Annotated in this window: 17 protein-coding genes and 1 pseudogene; 12 read left to right on the plus strand and 6 right to left on the minus strand. The window is 62.0% G+C overall.

The annotated features are described in order from the left end of the window. Positions 1-77: 77 nt before the first annotated feature. Positions 78-452, minus strand: a complete 375-nt coding sequence (locus tag OWC48_RS37960) for a nuclear transport factor 2 family protein (RefSeq protein ID WP_282524578.1) — start codon at positions 450-452, stop codon at positions 78-80. A gap of 788 nt (positions 453-1,240) precedes the next feature. On the opposite strand from OWC48_RS37960, the gene OWC48_RS37965 reads away from it, so the two are divergent. Then, positions 1,241-1,489: a hypothetical protein gene (locus tag OWC48_RS37965; RefSeq protein ID WP_014493719.1), complete on the plus strand. Its 249-nt coding sequence runs from the start codon at positions 1,241-1,243 to the stop codon at positions 1,487-1,489. Positions 1,490-1,527: 38 nt separating this feature from the next. Here the strand turns inward: OWC48_RS37965 and OWC48_RS37970 are convergent, their stop codons facing one another. Continuing rightward, positions 1,528-1,722, minus strand: coding sequence for a hypothetical protein (locus tag OWC48_RS37970; protein WP_282524579.1), 195 nt, complete (start codon positions 1,720-1,722; stop codon positions 1,528-1,530). After that, positions 1,719-1,919 (minus strand): hypothetical protein, encoded by a 201-nt coding sequence (locus tag OWC48_RS37975; RefSeq protein WP_282524580.1) that lies wholly within the window; start codon positions 1,917-1,919, stop codon positions 1,719-1,721. The genes OWC48_RS37970 and OWC48_RS37975 overlap by 4 nt, the downstream gene beginning before the upstream one ends. Before the next feature lie 398 nt (positions 1,920-2,317). On the opposite strand from OWC48_RS37975, the gene OWC48_RS37980 reads away from it, so the two are divergent. Beyond that, positions 2,318-3,094 (plus strand): DUF4261 domain-containing protein, encoded by a 777-nt coding sequence (locus OWC48_RS37980; RefSeq protein WP_282524581.1) that lies wholly within the window; start codon positions 2,318-2,320, stop codon positions 3,092-3,094. A gap of 316 nt (positions 3,095-3,410) precedes the next feature. After that, positions 3,411-4,028 carry an imm11 family protein gene (locus OWC48_RS37985; protein WP_282524582.1) on the plus strand — a complete coding sequence of 206 codons (618 nt, stop codon included), beginning with the start codon at positions 3,411-3,413 and terminating at the stop codon, positions 4,026-4,028. Positions 4,029-4,250: 222 nt separating this feature from the next. Here the strand turns inward: OWC48_RS37985 and OWC48_RS37990 are convergent, their stop codons facing one another. Then, on the minus strand, positions 4,251-5,780 hold the full coding sequence (locus OWC48_RS37990) for an FAD-dependent monooxygenase (RefSeq protein WP_282524583.1): 1,530 nt from the start codon (positions 5,778-5,780) through the stop codon (positions 4,251-4,253). 240 nt (positions 5,781-6,020) lie between these two features. Then, positions 6,021-6,365, minus strand: coding sequence for a response regulator (locus tag OWC48_RS37995; RefSeq protein ID WP_282524584.1), 345 nt, complete (start codon positions 6,363-6,365; stop codon positions 6,021-6,023). 78 nt (positions 6,366-6,443) lie between these two features. Here OWC48_RS37995 and OWC48_RS38000 point away from each other — a divergent pair, with 78 nt between their 5' ends. From OWC48_RS38000 to OWC48_RS38030, 7 genes and pseudogenes are all read left to right on the plus strand, one after another. Beyond that, on the plus strand, positions 6,444-6,602 hold the full coding sequence (locus OWC48_RS38000) for a hypothetical protein (RefSeq protein ID WP_282524585.1): 159 nt from the start codon (positions 6,444-6,446) through the stop codon (positions 6,600-6,602). Between the two features lie 335 nt (positions 6,603-6,937). Further along, a pseudogene (locus tag OWC48_RS38005) lies at positions 6,938-7,132 on the plus strand (hypothetical protein); the annotation flags it as partial. Continuing rightward, on the plus strand, positions 7,129-7,428 hold the full coding sequence (locus OWC48_RS38010) for a hypothetical protein (protein WP_282524586.1): 300 nt from the start codon (positions 7,129-7,131) through the stop codon (positions 7,426-7,428). The pseudogene OWC48_RS38005 and the gene OWC48_RS38010, both read left to right, overlap by 4 nt. A gap of 63 nt (positions 7,429-7,491) precedes the next feature. Then, entirely contained in the window at positions 7,492-7,920 is a 429-nt protein-coding gene (locus OWC48_RS38015) for a GNAT family N-acetyltransferase (protein WP_282524677.1), read from the plus strand. 227 nt (positions 7,921-8,147) lie between these two features. Further along, entirely contained in the window at positions 8,148-9,416 is a 1,269-nt protein-coding gene (locus tag OWC48_RS38020; RefSeq protein WP_282524587.1) for a CaiB/BaiF CoA-transferase family protein, read from the plus strand. Between the two features lie 188 nt (positions 9,417-9,604). Further along, positions 9,605-10,834 (plus strand): acyl-CoA dehydrogenase family protein, encoded by a 1,230-nt coding sequence (locus tag OWC48_RS38025; protein ID WP_282524588.1) that lies wholly within the window; start codon positions 9,605-9,607, stop codon positions 10,832-10,834. A 9-nt stretch (positions 10,835-10,843) separates the two neighbouring features. Further along, a complete protein-coding gene (locus tag OWC48_RS38030) occupies positions 10,844-11,407 on the plus strand; it encodes a flavin reductase family protein (RefSeq protein WP_282524589.1) in 564 nt (187 codons plus the stop codon). Between the two features lie 24 nt (positions 11,408-11,431). Here OWC48_RS38030 and OWC48_RS38035 read toward each other — a convergent pair whose 3' ends face one another. After that, positions 11,432-12,340, minus strand: a complete 909-nt coding sequence (locus OWC48_RS38035; RefSeq protein ID WP_282524590.1) for an NAD(P)-dependent oxidoreductase — start codon at positions 12,338-12,340, stop codon at positions 11,432-11,434. Between the two features lie 167 nt (positions 12,341-12,507). On the opposite strand from OWC48_RS38035, the gene OWC48_RS38040 reads away from it, so the two are divergent. Further along, on the plus strand, positions 12,508-13,491 hold the full coding sequence (locus OWC48_RS38040; RefSeq protein ID WP_282524591.1) for an ABC transporter substrate-binding protein: 984 nt from the start codon (positions 12,508-12,510) through the stop codon (positions 13,489-13,491). A 78-nt stretch (positions 13,492-13,569) separates the two neighbouring features. Continuing rightward, complete coding sequence (gene ilvD / locus OWC48_RS38045; protein ID WP_282524592.1) at positions 13,570-15,264, plus strand: dihydroxy-acid dehydratase; 1,695 nt, start codon at positions 13,570-13,572, stop codon at positions 15,262-15,264. Positions 15,265-15,349 lie beyond the last annotated feature (85 nt).

The following is a 15,349-nucleotide window of genomic DNA, read 5'->3' on the forward strand; positions in this document are numbered from 1 at the left end:
TCCCATACAGGCCCGCAGCTCCATCGCTGCATCAGAGGCCGGACAGATGGCAGCATCCGACTACGTGCCAATCTTCCTCAAAAACCGCTTGCATCTGGCGGGGCGTCCACAGATGAGTACACGCCCTGGTTCAAAGGCCCGCACGTCAACGAAGCAATCTGACCTGATGCATTGAAGGTGAGGATCGCGCTCACGACGCCATCGCGCGCGATATAGGAAATGGCTGCTCCATCCTCCGACGGATGGAGATCGTCCAGATGCGAAGCGGGATAATCCCTGAGACGGTCGACCCAATAGGCACGCAGGCCTTGCCGGGTCGAAATCGTCTTCATGCCGCCGCAGGCGCAATGGACGATCGCATCATCGGCATACGTTTTCAAAATGGTTTCGATGTCGCCGGCGCGATAGGCATCAAGCCAGTCAACCGCAGCGGCCATCGGGTCAAAGGACATGTTTCCTACCTACGTGCCGTCAGAGCCCGAGGTTTAGGGCTGGCGACATGAACTCGAGGTGAAGATCACCTTTCGTTTGTTCATGATTTATTTCTATATCCCCGTCGGCGCCTTCGCGGGGTGTCAAAGCAAAGGGCCGCTGTCTTGGACAGCGGCCCCTCATGCTTCCGGGTTTCAATAATTCCGAAATGAAATGCCTCGACCAGCTCCCCGGGTTGCCATCTTTTCCCGGTTAACAAATCCTTACCATAACAAATGTGGACCAGACCGGTGAATTTCCCAGTTTCCTGATCTGCCAGCCATCCGCGGTGAGGAAGGCGGTCAGGCAGGTGGGCAGCGGCTGAAGAAAGTGAAGAAGAGGCTGCGAAGTTGCCGGTCCACTTTAGGAACTTCCAGCTCCAAACTCCATTTGGGATTATGGCCGGCACACCGCCGATCGCCGGCCGGAAATGGCGGCTCCGGCGCCCCCAGCCCCCCGTCCCGCGCCGGGGCCGTTTTCACGAGTTCGGGCTGATCGGACAAACACCGGCAGAACGGCATCATCACCCATCATCGAAAGGTCTGGAGATCGTTTTCGGTCCCGACGAAACACGCCTGAAACATTGCTGAAACCCGATTGTCCTGAACGCCGCGCCCGTTGGCCCCGACCAACGGAGCGTGAAGGAGACAAGTCATGATCCAGGTCGGTTCGAAGGAAGAAATCGCGTTTCTGCTGGCGCTGTTCGGCACGCACACCCAGACGGTCAAGCGACCGAAGCCGAAATCGCAGCAACGCTGAAGGCTGAGCCATGCCCGGTTTGGCCGATTGCCAGAGCCTCTTGCGTCTCTTGATCGCAAGGGGCGATCCGAGGGCCATTCCGCTCGCCAAAGGCGCCATCGATCAATATTTGAACACCGCGCCGGCCAGCCTGCGCGGGCGCGGCCTGCGCGTGCTCCAGCGCGACGCGCTCGACCAGCACGGTGCCGCGGTCGGGGTGCAGCGCTCCTTCGCCGAGACGGTGGACGCCTATATCGAGCGCAAGCTTGCGGAGGAGTGACACCTTCCGGTGCGGCGGCTCAGGTGCGTGGCTGCCGGTCAGGCTGCGACGGGCGGCGTGGCTTGCGTCAACAGCCCGATCTTCCGGTCGAGATGCCAGACCTCGACGTTGCCCCGGCGCGTGAACTGTTGTGCGACGCGAAGCGCGGCCACATCGGAGTCAGCCTCGAACGCTTCGGCGGAGAGAAACACGCCGTTCTCGCCGACCAGATACGCGCGGTATTGCCGGGTCATGTCGGCGGCCTCAGGCCGGGCGAATGCAGCCAGGACTCGATCTGGATGGCCGTCTCGTCCTGTCGCGCCCGGCGCAGCAGGATCTCGCGGCGCCGCCCCGGCGCAAGCGCCTGGGCCTCGTCGCGAAGGCGTGCGGCCTCGTCTGCGAGCCGCTCGTGGAGAGTTTTGGACTGTTTGAAACGACGCCGCCTCAGCATGACGCTGCTCCCTCGTTCGAGTGGGGCGGGAGCGCAACTGGCGTTCTCATCACCGACCGATGCCACGTGCCGCGCGGTGATGGCTGACTGTATGCCTGTCCCCGGCAGGCGTCTGCAACATTTGATACATTCCTCCGGAAATCTCGAGCGTCCGTCGCGGCGAGGTTCTAGTCCCTTGATCCGGGGGCCGTCAGCCCCGACAAGTCGAGCGCGAACACGCTGCCAGGCCGCGAGCTCGCATGCATGGGCTTTCGCACATCGCTCGGAACAGCAAAAGCGTGGAGTACGGGGCGAGCATGCGTTGACATCGTTCTCGTTATGTTCTAGTTGAGGTCAACTCAACCTATGAGCGAGCCGTGATTGATGGTCACGCTTCGAAACTTACCTGAGGCGGCCGAATGAGTAAGTCGTTTCTTGCCTTGGTCTTGTTGGAGACGCCTGCAACTCCGGACATGGCCGCGCTTGCCGAGGCTATTCGGGCGCGACATCCCGAACTGCCGATGGAGGTGGAAGGAGGCGGCGAGGGGAGCGGTCGCCAGGGTTCGCCGCTCCTTCGCTGTGGCAACGAACTCGTTGCGGTCATGTCGATGCCGGCGGCCATTCCAGAAGATCCCGGCCTGTGGTCGCGCGCTTCCGCGACATGGCCGCAGGGCAAGGCGATCGCTGCGCGGCACCGAGGGCATCTGATCGTTTCGGTGCTTGGCCAAAACCAGCGACCTTTGCCCACAGCTCGTCTGACGACTGCAGTCATCGGCGCGTTGATCGCGACCATGCCGCAATGCTGCGCTGTGGTCTGGAATGGCAAGGTCGCGCGACCTGCCGATCTATGGTTGGACTTTTCGACCCGATCGTTTGCGCCGTTTCCCGACTGCCCTTCCTCGCTGTGGGTCGACATATTGCCGTTCCGATCAGACGCAGGCATCGGCGCGGTAACGATGGGGCTGTCGGCATTTGCCGAGCGTGAAATTGAGTTCGAGACTCGCAAGCTGGCGCTTGCCACCTTGATCGAAAAAGTGGATGGCCTAGCCGTCTATCTGGTCGAGCACGGACTTGTGGTCAAAGACGGTGATACGTTTGGTGGCAGCGCGCGTGAGCGCTTCACAGTTCGCTACAAGAACTCCGATCAATTCGGCGGTTTGCCTGTGTTGTTCTGTAGCGACGGTTCGGCACGATAGAGAGAGTTGATACGAAAGGAGTTGCGATCGCGCCGTTTGAGATCGGTCGTTTGACACGTCGGGCAAAACACTGGCAGAATGGCATCATCGAGATGAGTTTGGATCGAGCCCGCGGGGGTACCGCGGGCTTTTTTGTTGGCAGTTGATGGTAGTTCTACGCCGCGTCTCGACGCGCATGATGGTCATGGGTACGAAACGACGACCCAACGCGCGAAAGCAGCGCTACTACGAAGTCGATTGCTTTTGTCTTCCGTACCGACGGTTTGGCGTAATGAGTGTGAGGAGCCGAGCGCATATTCGCAGGGAGGAATGATTCATGGCTGCGTCCCCTACTGAACGACGAAAGCCGAAGGCGCCGAAACTCTATCGTGTCGGGCTGGATTTCAGAATTCACTCGCCCCCCGGTTTGCAAATGGAAAATATCGTGGTCCTGAGCGGAAACCGCCCGCTGATGTCACCGCGAGGCAAACGATGCTTTCCTCCGCTGTCCGAGCCGCCACGATTGCTTATCGATAAATCTCTCGGGCGGCCGCCGGTCGATTGGGAGCTATTTCACGACCTTTGGCTCGTATCAGATCGGATGAAGAGCGTTCTGGAGGCCGTGGATAGAGAGGGTGTGGCGTTCTTGAAGTGCGAAACGCGGTCACTGAATGGAGCTGCGCCGGTTTATTGGCTTGGCGATATCGTGCGCCAACTCGATGTCATCGACGAGGAAAAGTCGAACGTCGAAATCCTGGATGATGGGACAGATTTCAGGCGGTACAGTAACGTGGCGATTTCCAGCTTTGTCTTCAGAGAGGAGGCCATCGGTTCTGCTCATATTTTCCGGCCACGCTTTCTGGAGACGAGGATTATTTGCGACCAAGCAATGAAGGACGCCTGCAAGGCTGCCGGTCTTAGAGGCCTACGCTTCGGAGATCCCTACGGCAATTAAAAGAACCTTCGTCCCTAGTGTCTTCACGTCGAGATTCGTGGAAGATCTGGCTTTGTCTGTTGCTTCGGCCGGAGTGAAGGCGTCGAAGTCCTAGGCGCACCACGCGAGGTCGTTTGACACGTCGGGCAACACACTGGCAGAATGGCATCATCGAGATGAGTTCGGATCAAGCCCGCGGAATCCCGCGGGCTTTGTTTGTATGGCGTCTCTGACGTTCGTGCGCTACGCCACAGCCGGCGGTCCAAACCAGGTCGTCAGGGCGTCCGCAAGTCCGCGTTGGCTCTCATCTCCGACCCACGCCACATGCCCGTCGGGCCGCACGAGCACGGCTTTGGGGGCGGTGACCTGTCCGATGGCCGGAAGCTCCCATGCGCCGTTGTAGTCGGCGTCGACTGTTCCGACGCGATCTGCCCAGGGCGCGATGTTGACGCTGCCGGGCTTGCCAAAATTGAGCAACACAGCCTGTGCGCTGTGCAGCAGCGCGAAGAGTTTTCGGGGGCAGCCATCGACCGTGAGGTCGAGATCGGGGACGCGACGCCCGAGCAGTTCGTGTCCTTCGCCGAGATCATAGCGGATATCGAGTCCGCTCATCATCGCGCCAAAACGTTTGCGCGGCTCGTCCATGGCGAGCAGGTCGGACACCACATCGCGCGCAGCCTTTAGGCCGGCCTCGCCGCGGCGGAGCAGGGCGATTTGCGCCATGGTGTTGCGCAAGACGCATGCGGCGACGGGATGCCGTTCGGCGTGGTAGGTGTCGAGCAGGCCGTCGGGCGAAATGCCCCTGACCACCTGCGCCAGCTTCCAGCCGAGATTGACCGCGTCCTGCACGCCGGTGTTGAGGCCTTGTCCGCCGACGGAGTGATGGATATGCGCGGCATCGCCGGCGAGCAGCACGCGCTCCCGGCGATAGGACACGGCCTGGCGCGCCGCATCGGTGAAGCGGGAGATCCAGGCGGGATTTTGGACCCCGAAGTCGGTGCCATACACGGCGACGAGCGCATCGCTGAGATCGCGCAAGCCGGGTTCGCCGGTGCGGTCGAGCGTCGCTTCCGTCACGACGACCAGCACGCGACCGCTCTCCGCTTTGCTGAGACCATGAAAGCCGATGGCGTCGTGGCGGAGGCCCCACGCCGGCTCGTCGCGCATCTCGACTTCGGCCATGAGATTGCTGAGCGTCGGATCGGAGCCCACGAAATCGATGCCGGCCTTCTTACGCACCAGGCTGCGACCGCCGTCGCAGCCGACGAGATAGCTTGCGCGCAATGTCTTGCCGCCGGAGAGCGCAACGTCGATACCGGTCGCGTCCTGAACGAAGCCCGTTACCTCGGAGTTTCGATAGATCGGCACCGCGAGCTCCTCGACCCAGTCGGCCAAGATGCGCTCGATGTGGCTCTGCCGCAGCGCGAGGCCATAAGCGTGCCGGGTGGGGAGATCGCCGATGTCGAGCCTGGTCCAGGCGAAGCCCGCGAGCTGGGTGACTTGCCCCTCCCGCAGGAAGCGCTCCGCGATGCCGCGCTGATCGAGGATTTCGATGGTACGCGCGTGCAATCCGCCGGCCCGCGTGCCGACGAGCTCCTGATCCGCGCGCCGCTCGACCACCGCGACGTCGACATCCGCCAGCGCCAGCTCGGCGGCCAGCATCAACCCGGTCGGGCCGCCGCCGGCGATCACCACGGCATGGTGGCTCGCGCGGATGGCGCCGGCCCGCTCGGAACGGCCGCGCGGCCGGGACGACGGAAGCAATACAGGCATGTGGACCCCCTCGAGTTGCTGCTTTGGATGGTCATTGGGTCGGGGGTTCTACGGCAGGGCGGGGGGCTTGAAGCAAGCCCCTTGCGCACCACATATCAAAGTGGGAGGGAGGGCTCCTTCTTCCGCGTTCGCCGCGTTGACACGTCGGGCAAAACACCGGCAGAATGGCATCATCGACATGAGTTTGGTTCGACCCGCGCGGGAGCCCCCGCCGCGGGTTTTCTTCTGGGCATCTTGCGTTCAGCGAACGCCGATGGTTCGCTGCATGGTGTCGGCGAGCTCCTCGAACGAAAACGGTTTTCTGATCATTGGCAGGCCCCCGCGCCGCGGTTCGCGCCCCGATAATTGCAGGATATTCAATCCCGGGCGTAGCCGCTTCGCCAGTTCGGCCAGTTCGTGACCATCCATGCCCGGCATATTGATGTCCGTGATGAGGATGGAGATGTTCTCGTTCTGCCCGAGCCGATCGAGCGCATCCCGCCCGCTTTGGGCGCTTGTCACCTCGCAGCCGAGATCTTCCAGCATGCCCACGATGACGTCGAGGACGCCGGGATCGTCGTCAACAACCAGTACGGTGTGGCTCATCGCATGCACGTTCCTTTGACTGAAGGAATAAACGCGCCGCTCTTCGGGTAAGTTCCGGCACGGTGCGGTCGAACGAGGATGTTTGACACGTCGGGCAAAACACTGGCAGAATGGCATCATCGAAAGACGTTTGGTTCGGCCCGCGCGGATCCGCAGCGGGCTTTTTTGTTTCTGTTTGGCGTGACGATCTCACTCAAGACAAGGTTTGACACGTCGGGCAAAACACCGGCAGAATGACATCATCGAGACGAGTTTGGTTCACCCGCGCCGGAAGCATCCGCCGCGGGTTTTTTCGTCTCGATTTCAGATCGGACGGTGGCCGCGCATCCGGCCACGCACTCGCTAGATCACGTTAAGGGAGCGCCGATTGGCGCGCCGCCGTCCGTACCATTGCTGGCCGTGCACGCGCGAACGTGCCGGTCCGCGGCGCCGGGCCTGTTGCTCGCGCCGCTGCGGTCTCCGGACACGGAGATAGGGTTCGCGCCCGAAACGATCGCGGCTTCGTCACGCGATCTGCCGCGCATTTTCTTTTTTCGTGGAGAGACGATGACCGCCCATCTGATATCGCTCGCACTTGGGAGCCGGACAAGTTGATGGGTTACTGCGTCGCTCTCTACTTTGCGAAGCTCCTGATCTTCGACAAGGTTCTCGGCCTCGGAACGACGGACCCTCTGGCGGGATTTGCGGCGATCACGGCCAATCTGGTGGTCTCCTTCTACTTCGCCAAGCGTGGTTTCGAGAACGTTGCAAGGATCATCAAGCGGTGAAGATGCCAGATGAAGAAATCAGGGCGATAGTTGCCGAGACACTGGCAGAGCAACACAGGCTGCAACAGGAGAGTGTCGATGCAATCGTTTTGAAGGCCGTCGCATCGGTGCTGGCTTCCTTCGGAATCGAAGATGACGATCGAAAGGAACTAAGGGCCGATTTCCAGCATCTGCGGAGGTGGCGAAAGAGCGTGGAGCAGGCGCAGAGCTACACCTTCAAGGCCGTTATCACGGTGATCGCGACCGGACTGATGGGCGCCGTCTGGCTAGGCGTTAAGGTCGTACTGGGCAAGTGAGCCGCCACGGCGACGACATGGCTGCACTTGCACTCACGCTATTTCCCGCAAACGGGCCGTCTCATGTACAGAATTCGTATCGTCGATGCATCCGATGACGACCTCGTCGACACGTTGGCTGATCTGCATCAGCTGACGTTCTTCGATGCGGCGGCCATGCCGCAATTCGAGTTGGGAGCGTGGTGGCTTGCCTATCATGGCGATGAGGCGGTCGCCTTTGCCGGCGTCATGCCGTCGACGCACGTTCGAAACGGCGGCTACTTCTCCAGGGTCGGCGTGTTGCAACGGCATTGGGGGCGCGGCCTTCAGCGCAGGTTGATGCGTGTGGTCGAGGCGAGGGGACGGCGTATCGGATGGGACAGCGTCGTCTCTGACACGACGGACAATCCAGTCTCTGCGAATAACTTCATCCAGGCGGGTTATCGTCTCTTCGAACCTGAGGCTCCTTGGGCCTGGGCGCATACGCTTTATTGGCGAAAGTGGCTTCGCTGAGCAGGGTTTCCCGTCGTGCGGAACGTGTTTTAAATGGCCAGCGCTAGACGTCGCACGACCTTGTACATGCGGAATGTCCGACGGCCCGGCAGCTTGACGGCTGCCGGGCCCTTTTTGCGTATTGAAGCGATGCGGCTGAGGCACTTGCGAAGTCGGAGGCGCCGGGCTTTAAGTTTGGTCTTGCAGGAAATTCGGCGACCATAAGCCGATGCAAGGGAGCGCCGTCGATGCCCACCAAGCCTCAATTACCGGAACGTTCGTCGCGGGCGACGGGCGCGCCTACCGCGCTCGACGGTCTCTTGGTCGTCGATTTCACGCGCATAGTGGCGGGGCCGGCCTGCACGCAGACGCTTGCCGATTTCGGTGCACGCGTCATCAAGATCGAGAATCCCGATGGCGGCGACGATACGCGCGCTTATGAACACGCCGAAATCGGCGGCGAAAGCGCCGCTTATCTGAGCTTGAATCGCAACAAGCGCGGTATCGCGCTCGACCTGACCGTGCCGCAGGCCCGCGAGATCGCACTGGACCTGATCAGGAAGGCGGATGTGGTCGTGGAGAATTTTTCGAGCGGGGTCATGAAGAAATTCGGCCTCGACTACGAGGCGGTCGCGCCGCTCAACCCGCGGCTGGTCTATTGCTCGATTTCCGCTTACGGACGCACCGGACCGTTCGCTTCGCGGCCTGGCTTCGATCCCATCACGCAGGCGGAAAGCGGCTTCATGTCGCTCAATGGGTTTGCCGATGGGCCGGCGGTTCGTACCGGCCCGCCGATCGTGGACATGGCGACGGGGATGTCCGCCTGCAACGCCATCCTGCTGGCGCTATTGGCGCGCGATCGGCTCGGCCGTGGGCAGCATGTCGAGGTCGCCCTGTTCGACGTCGCCATGGGCATGACCGGCTTTTACGGCATGGCCTATCTGATCAACGGCGAAAACCCTGGCCGGTTCGGCAATTCGCCGAGCGGGTCCCCCACTGTCGGTGTCTATGAAGCTTCCGATGGGCCGCTTTACATGGCCTGCGCCAATGACCGGCTCTATCGCCGGCTGGTGGTCGAGGTGCTGAACCGGCCCGATTTGATCGCTGATCCGCAGTTCGCGTCACGCAAAGCGCGCTCCGAGAACAAGGAGCTCCTGCGGGCAGCCATTGCAGAGGTCTTCGCGAGCGATACCCTCGAGAATTGGATGGCAAGGATGAAGCTGGCCAATATTCCGGTCGGCTATCTCCGAACGGTCGAAGAGGGGTTCAATGCGCCCGAGGCTCGCCAGCGCCATCGCCTGAACAGAATTCCGCACCGTACGGCAGAGTGGATCCCCAATATCGAACCTCCGATCAATATGAGCCTGACGGGAGCGATTGATCCCGTCGCTGCGCCCCTGTTAGGCGAGCATACCGAAGACGTCCTGCGTGATACGCTCGGTTACGACGAGCGCCGGATTTCGGAGTTCACTCAGAAGGGCGTCTTTGGATCAGGCAAGCCATCGACCTCAGGCTAAGCCTGAGCGGTCGGCTCCGTGGAGCCAGGCATCGCAAAGCTTGCGGAAGGCTGCTTCGAGAAGACGGTATACGCGACATCGCATTCCTGCGGACAGCCGGGGTGCAGAGCGACCACGCAACGTTAATCCTGCCCAGCTTGATTTGGCGAAGTTCCCGCCGCATAACTATGTGAAAGCGAGGGACTCGAATGGCGCCTGGTCAAGAGCCGAGCATGGGCCAGCCGACGGGGCGGGAAGCCGGCGAACATGCCTATGCGGCAATGATCGCGAGGACCCGGGCGCTGGTGCCGCGGCTGCGAGAGCGGGCTGCCCGCACGGAGGAACTGCGGCATCTTCCGACGGAAACCGAGAAGGATCTCCACGACGCCGGCCTGTTCCGCATGCTGCAGCCGAAGCGCATCGGCGGTGCCGAGCTTGACTATGTCGCTCTTGTCGACTGCGCCGAACTGCTGGGAATGGCGGATGCGTCAGTGGCGTGGAATCTCGCTAACCTGGCAAGCCACCATTGGATGCTCGGCATGTTCGCGCAAAAGGCGCAGGATTTAGTCTGGGACCCCGATCCGGACGCGCTGATTGCGTCCTCGTTCATTTTTCCTGCCGGACGCGCCACGAGGGTCGAGGGCGGCTACCGGTTGCACGGCAGCTGGCCGTTCTCCTCCGGCGTTGCCTCCTGCGAATGGAACATGCTTGCAAGCGTCGTTTACTCCGACGACGAGGCGGACGGCATCGAGTATCGAATCTTTCTGCTGCCGAAGGGCGATTACAAGGTGTTGGACACCTGGAATGTCGCGGGCCTGCGCGGGACGGGGTCCTGCGACGTCGAAGTCAGGGACGCTTTCGTGCCCGACTTTATGACGGTCGCGGTTGGCGATCTTGCGGGCGGCCCGACGCCGGGAAGCAAGGTCAATCCCAATCCGCTGTATGCGCTACCCGTGTTCTCGCTGTTTCCCTACGTCCTCTCCGGCGTCGCGCTGGGGAACGCGCAAGTATGCCTCGACGATTATGCGGAGGTCGCGCGTCATCGCATCTCGACCTACAACCGTGCCAAGCTCAGCGACTTTCAAAGCACGCAAATCAAGATCGCGGAGGCTTCGGCCAAGATCGACGCTGCGCGCCTGATCATGCGTTCGGCCTGCGTCAATGCAATGGAGGATGCAAGGCGCGGTCGTATTCCTGATATGGCGACCAAGACCAGATATCGTCGCGATGGAGCATTTTCGGTGAATCTGTGCACCGACGCGGTCTCGATGCTGTTTGCGGCGAGCGGAGCGCGCGGTCTGTTCACGACGGGCGTGCTGCAGCGGCATTTCCGCGATGCGCACGCGATCAACTCGCATCTTGCGTTCAATTTTGATGCGGCCGGAACCAACTACGGACGGGTGGCTTTGGGCCTGCCGTCCGAGAATCTCACGCTGTGAGGCCGGCCGATGAATGATCTGCCGAAGCAGCCGGCCGCTCCCGACCCAGCCAATGAGCTCGCCAGCGACAGCTCGCCGATCGATCCCCGCGATTTTCGCAACGCGCTCGGTACATATGGAACGGGCGTAACGATCATCACAGCCATGGCCCCAGACGGAAAGCCCTATGGCATCACCTGCAATTCGTTCGCGTCAGTCTCTCTGAATCCCCCTCTGGTCCTCTGGAGCCTCGGATTCTATTCCTCAAGCCTCCCCGTGTTTCAGAACGCCAGCCATTTCGCCGTTCACATACTCGGCACGTCGCAGCAGGCGCTTGCGAATAAATTTGCAAAATCGTCCGAGGACAAGTTCGCCGGGATCGACTGGACCCCGGGCCTCGGGAGTGCTCCGGTGCTTGCGGAGAGTGTCGCCAACTTTCAATGCAGATCGGTTAATCGCTATTATGGCGGTGACCACGTGATCTTTCTCGGCGCGGTCGAGGCTTATGCCTACAGCGCCAAGGAGCCCCTGCTGTTTGCGCGCGGGGTGTATGGCCGGTTCCTGGCTGATGATGAACGCAAGAAGTCGCCATAAGGCGATTCAAGGACGCTCGTCGGCTCAGCGGCCTGTGGCCGAGAGCTTGTAGATTTCCAAAGCGTCCGCGTCCGCGCCGCGGGCAGCTTTGGCCAGCCTGAATATCTGTCCCGCGAGGGTCGCCATCGGCACCGGCGTTGACGTCGCCTGGGCGACATCGGCGACCGTGTCGAGATCCTTGAGCATTGTCGCGATATGGCCAAGCGGCGGCGAGTGGATGCCTTGGACCATGCGCGGCACGAAGAGCTGAAGCGGGATGGAATCCGCAAAGCCGCCGGCGAGGGCCTCGGGCAGCCGGCCTGCGTCAATTCCTGCATTCGAGGCAAGGCGCGTTGCTTCCGCCAAAACGGCCATCGCGCATCCGACGATCACCTGGTTGCAGAGTTTTGTGGTTTGGCCAGCCCCGATCGGGCCCATGTGGGTGAACCTGCGTGCCATGTGCAGCACATAGGGCCGTGCCCGCTCGATGTCAGCAGCTTCTCCGCCGGCCATGATGGCGAGCGTGCCTTCCTCTGCGCCCTTGGTGCCGCCGGACACCGGCGCATCTATCCAGCCCGCGCCATTCGCGTCCTTCAGCCGCGCTGCAAGATCGCGCGCGGCGTCGGGATGGATTGACGAGAAGTCGACGACGAGCTTGCCTGCGCCGGAAGCCGCTGCAAGACCTTCGGGTCCGAAGATCACCTTTTCGACGGCGGCGGCATCGGTCACGCACATGAAGACGATATCCGCGTTCGCCAACATGTCGCGGGGCGTGGCTGCGCGCCTGGCGCCGGCCGCGACGATCGGAGCGACCTTGCCCTCCGAACGATTCCAGACAGCGACCTGATGGCCGGCTTTGAGCAGGCGCCGGGTCATCGGCGTTCCCATCAGTCCAAGGCCGAGATAGCCGAGCCTCTCGACGCCCTGCGGGTTTGTCTTGCTCGCATCAGCCATAGGTTGCCTCCTTCTGTCGCAGCGCAAACGCCGCCTTACCATACATTGCGGGTCGGACGGCGAAACCGTCCGGCTCGCATGGCTTGCCTGATTGTTTGAACCATGAAACATTTGAGGCGGTCGGGTTGGGCGGCGCCGGTCGGCGCCGGAGCAGCGGAGTGGGCACGATGCGAACCGTTTCGAAGTGGATCCTGGCTTTGGGAGCGGCCGCGGCTGCGAGCGCGGGGGCAGGCCCGTCATGGGCACAGCAGACCATTCGCGTTGGCTGGACCATCCCGGCCGAGGAATCCAAGTACTGGATGATGCGCAGGCCAGCTGAGTTTCCCAATATCGGCAAGGCCTACAACATCGAATGGACCCAATTTCAGGGCACCGCGCCGATGACGCAGGCATTGGCGGCCGGCGCGCTGGATTGCGCGACGCAAGCGCCGCTGTCGCTCGCCAACGGTGTGGTCGGCGGCAATCTCAAGGCCTACATCGTGGCGCAGCACGTCTTCGAGAAGCCCGGCGGTTTCTCGGTCTATTGGGCGGTGATGGATGACTCGCCTATCAAGACGATCGCCGATCTCAAGGGCAAGACGGTCGGCATTTCCGTGATTGGTGGCGGCACGCAAGGCCCGTTCAACCTGTTGCTCAAGCAGAATGGCGTCGATCCGGCCAAGGATATCAAGCTGGTCGAGGTCGGCTTTGCCGTCTCCGAAGATGCGCTGCGCCAGGGCCGTGTCGACGCGGTCAACATGAACCAGCCGTTTGCCGCACGTGCGGAGGCGAAGGGTGGCACAAGAAAGCTGTTCTCGTTGTCGCAGGCGATGCCGAACATCGTGCACATCCTGGAAGCCTGCCGCGCTGATTTCGTCGACAAGAACCCCGACTTGGTGAAGGCCTACGTGCGTGACATTACCTCAGGCATGAAGAAAGCGCTGGCCAACCGCGAAGAGACGCTAAAGGTCGTCAATGAGGTTCTGAAGGCGCCTATTCCGGTGCTCGAGACCTATCTGCTCAAGGACAACGATTTCGGCCGGGATCCAGGCGCTGCGCCGAACTTCCCCGCGATCCAGAAGATGCTGGACATCTACGCGGAGACCGGAATGCTGCCGAAGCTGGATGCCACGCAGTTCAAGCACGCGACGATCGTCGCGCCGCTGGAATAGGCGCGGGGCGCGAATTATCGAACGACGAGATCGCGGCGCCGCGGATCATCCGGGACGTTGCCTGAAGAAGATGCGCGTATGAAGAAGTTGCGATCACGGGTCACGACTGACGGCCTCGACCGGGCCCCGCACCGCGCTTTCATGCGCGCAATGGGGCTTGACGACGCAGCGATCGCCAAACCGATGGTGGGCGTCGTCAGCATGAAGGGCGAGCAGACGCCCTGTAATATGACCCACGACTTCCAGGTGGCCGCGGCCAAGACGGGAATCGAGGAGGCTGGCGGCACGCCGCGCGAATTCTCGACCGTGTCGGTCTCCGACGGCATCAGCATGAATCACGAGGGAATGAAGTTTTCTCTCTTTTCGCGCGAGCTGATTGCGGATTCGATCGAAGCCGTCGTTCATGGTCTCGCCTATGACGCGCTGATCGGGTACGGCGGATGCGACAAGACGCTTCCCGGAGTGATGATGGGCATGGTTCGTTGCAACGTACCGTCCATTTTCATCTACGGCGGCAGCTCGTTGCCAGGCCGGGTGGACGGACGGACTCTCACGGTGCTCGACTCCTATGAAGCCGTCGGCAGCTTCATGACCGGAGAGATCGACGGCGCCACGCTCGAGCGGATCGAGCGCGCCTGCCTACCGACCATTGGTGCGTGCGCCGGCCAGTTTACCGCGAACACGATGGGGATGGTGTCGGAGGCGATGGGGCTGACCATTCCCAACGTCTCGATGGTGCCCGGTGTCTATGCCGAACGTGCACAGATATCGCGCCGCGCCGGGCGACTGGTGATGGAGATGCTGGAACGTGGCGGCCCGCTGCCGCGAGACCTCGTGACTCGGAAATCCCTCGAGAACGGTGCGGCGATTGTGGCCGCCACGGGCGGCTCGACCAACGCAGCGCTGCATCTGCCGGCGATCGCGAATGAGGCCGGGATCGCATTCACGATCGATGACGTCGGCCAGGTCTTTGCCAGGACGCCGCTGATCGGAAACTTGCGGCCGGGTGGCAAATACACGGCGAAGGATGTCTATGACATCGGCGGCGCGGCCGTCGTGATCCGCGAGCTGATCCAGAGCGGGCACATCGATGGGAGCTGCTTGTCCGTGACCGGGCGCACGCTCGCTGAAGAATATGGCGCGGCCAACGCTCCCGATGGTGAAGTCGTTTACGCGTCTCGCGCGCCGATCATGCCTGATGGTGGCGTGGCGGTTCTGAAGGGCAATCTCTGTCCAGACGGTGCGGTGATCAAGGTCGCAGGTTTGAAGAGTCATCACTTCGAGGGCGTTGCGCGTGTCTTCGAAGATGAGGAGGCATGTGTCAAAGCGGTCCGTGACCGCGCCTACACGGCGGGCGAGGTGCTGGTGATCCGCAATGAAGGGCCAGTCGGCGGCCCGGGCATGCGCGAGATGCTCGGCGTTACCGCGCTGATCTACGGCCAGGGTATGGGCGAGAAGGTGGCCCTGATCACCGATGGACGGTTCTCCGGCGCCACTCGCGGCATGTGCATCGGCTACGTGTCCCCCGAAGCGTTTGTCGGCGGTCCGTTGGCGCTTGTTCGCGACGGCGACAGGATCCGGATCGATGCCGCAAACCGGCGGATGGATATGCTGGTCGACGAGCAGGAACTCACGGCGCGCCGACGCGATTGGAAGCCACGGCCACCCCGCCACCGTGCAGGTGCGCTCGCAAAGTATGCGCGGCTGGTCGGACAGGCGCCGGGCGGAGCCGTCACACATGAGGGCCCTGCAGAATGGCCTTGGTTCGAATGACGCGCCGCTTCCGTGCGAGATTGACCGCCCGTCTGGCAAGTTTCTTGCTAAGCTCGATCAGCTGATGGAGGACATCAGCGGATCG

It is taken from the genome of Bradyrhizobium sp. Arg816 (assembly GCF_029989365.1).
Taxonomy (GTDB): domain Bacteria; phylum Pseudomonadota; class Alphaproteobacteria; order Rhizobiales; family Xanthobacteraceae; genus Bradyrhizobium.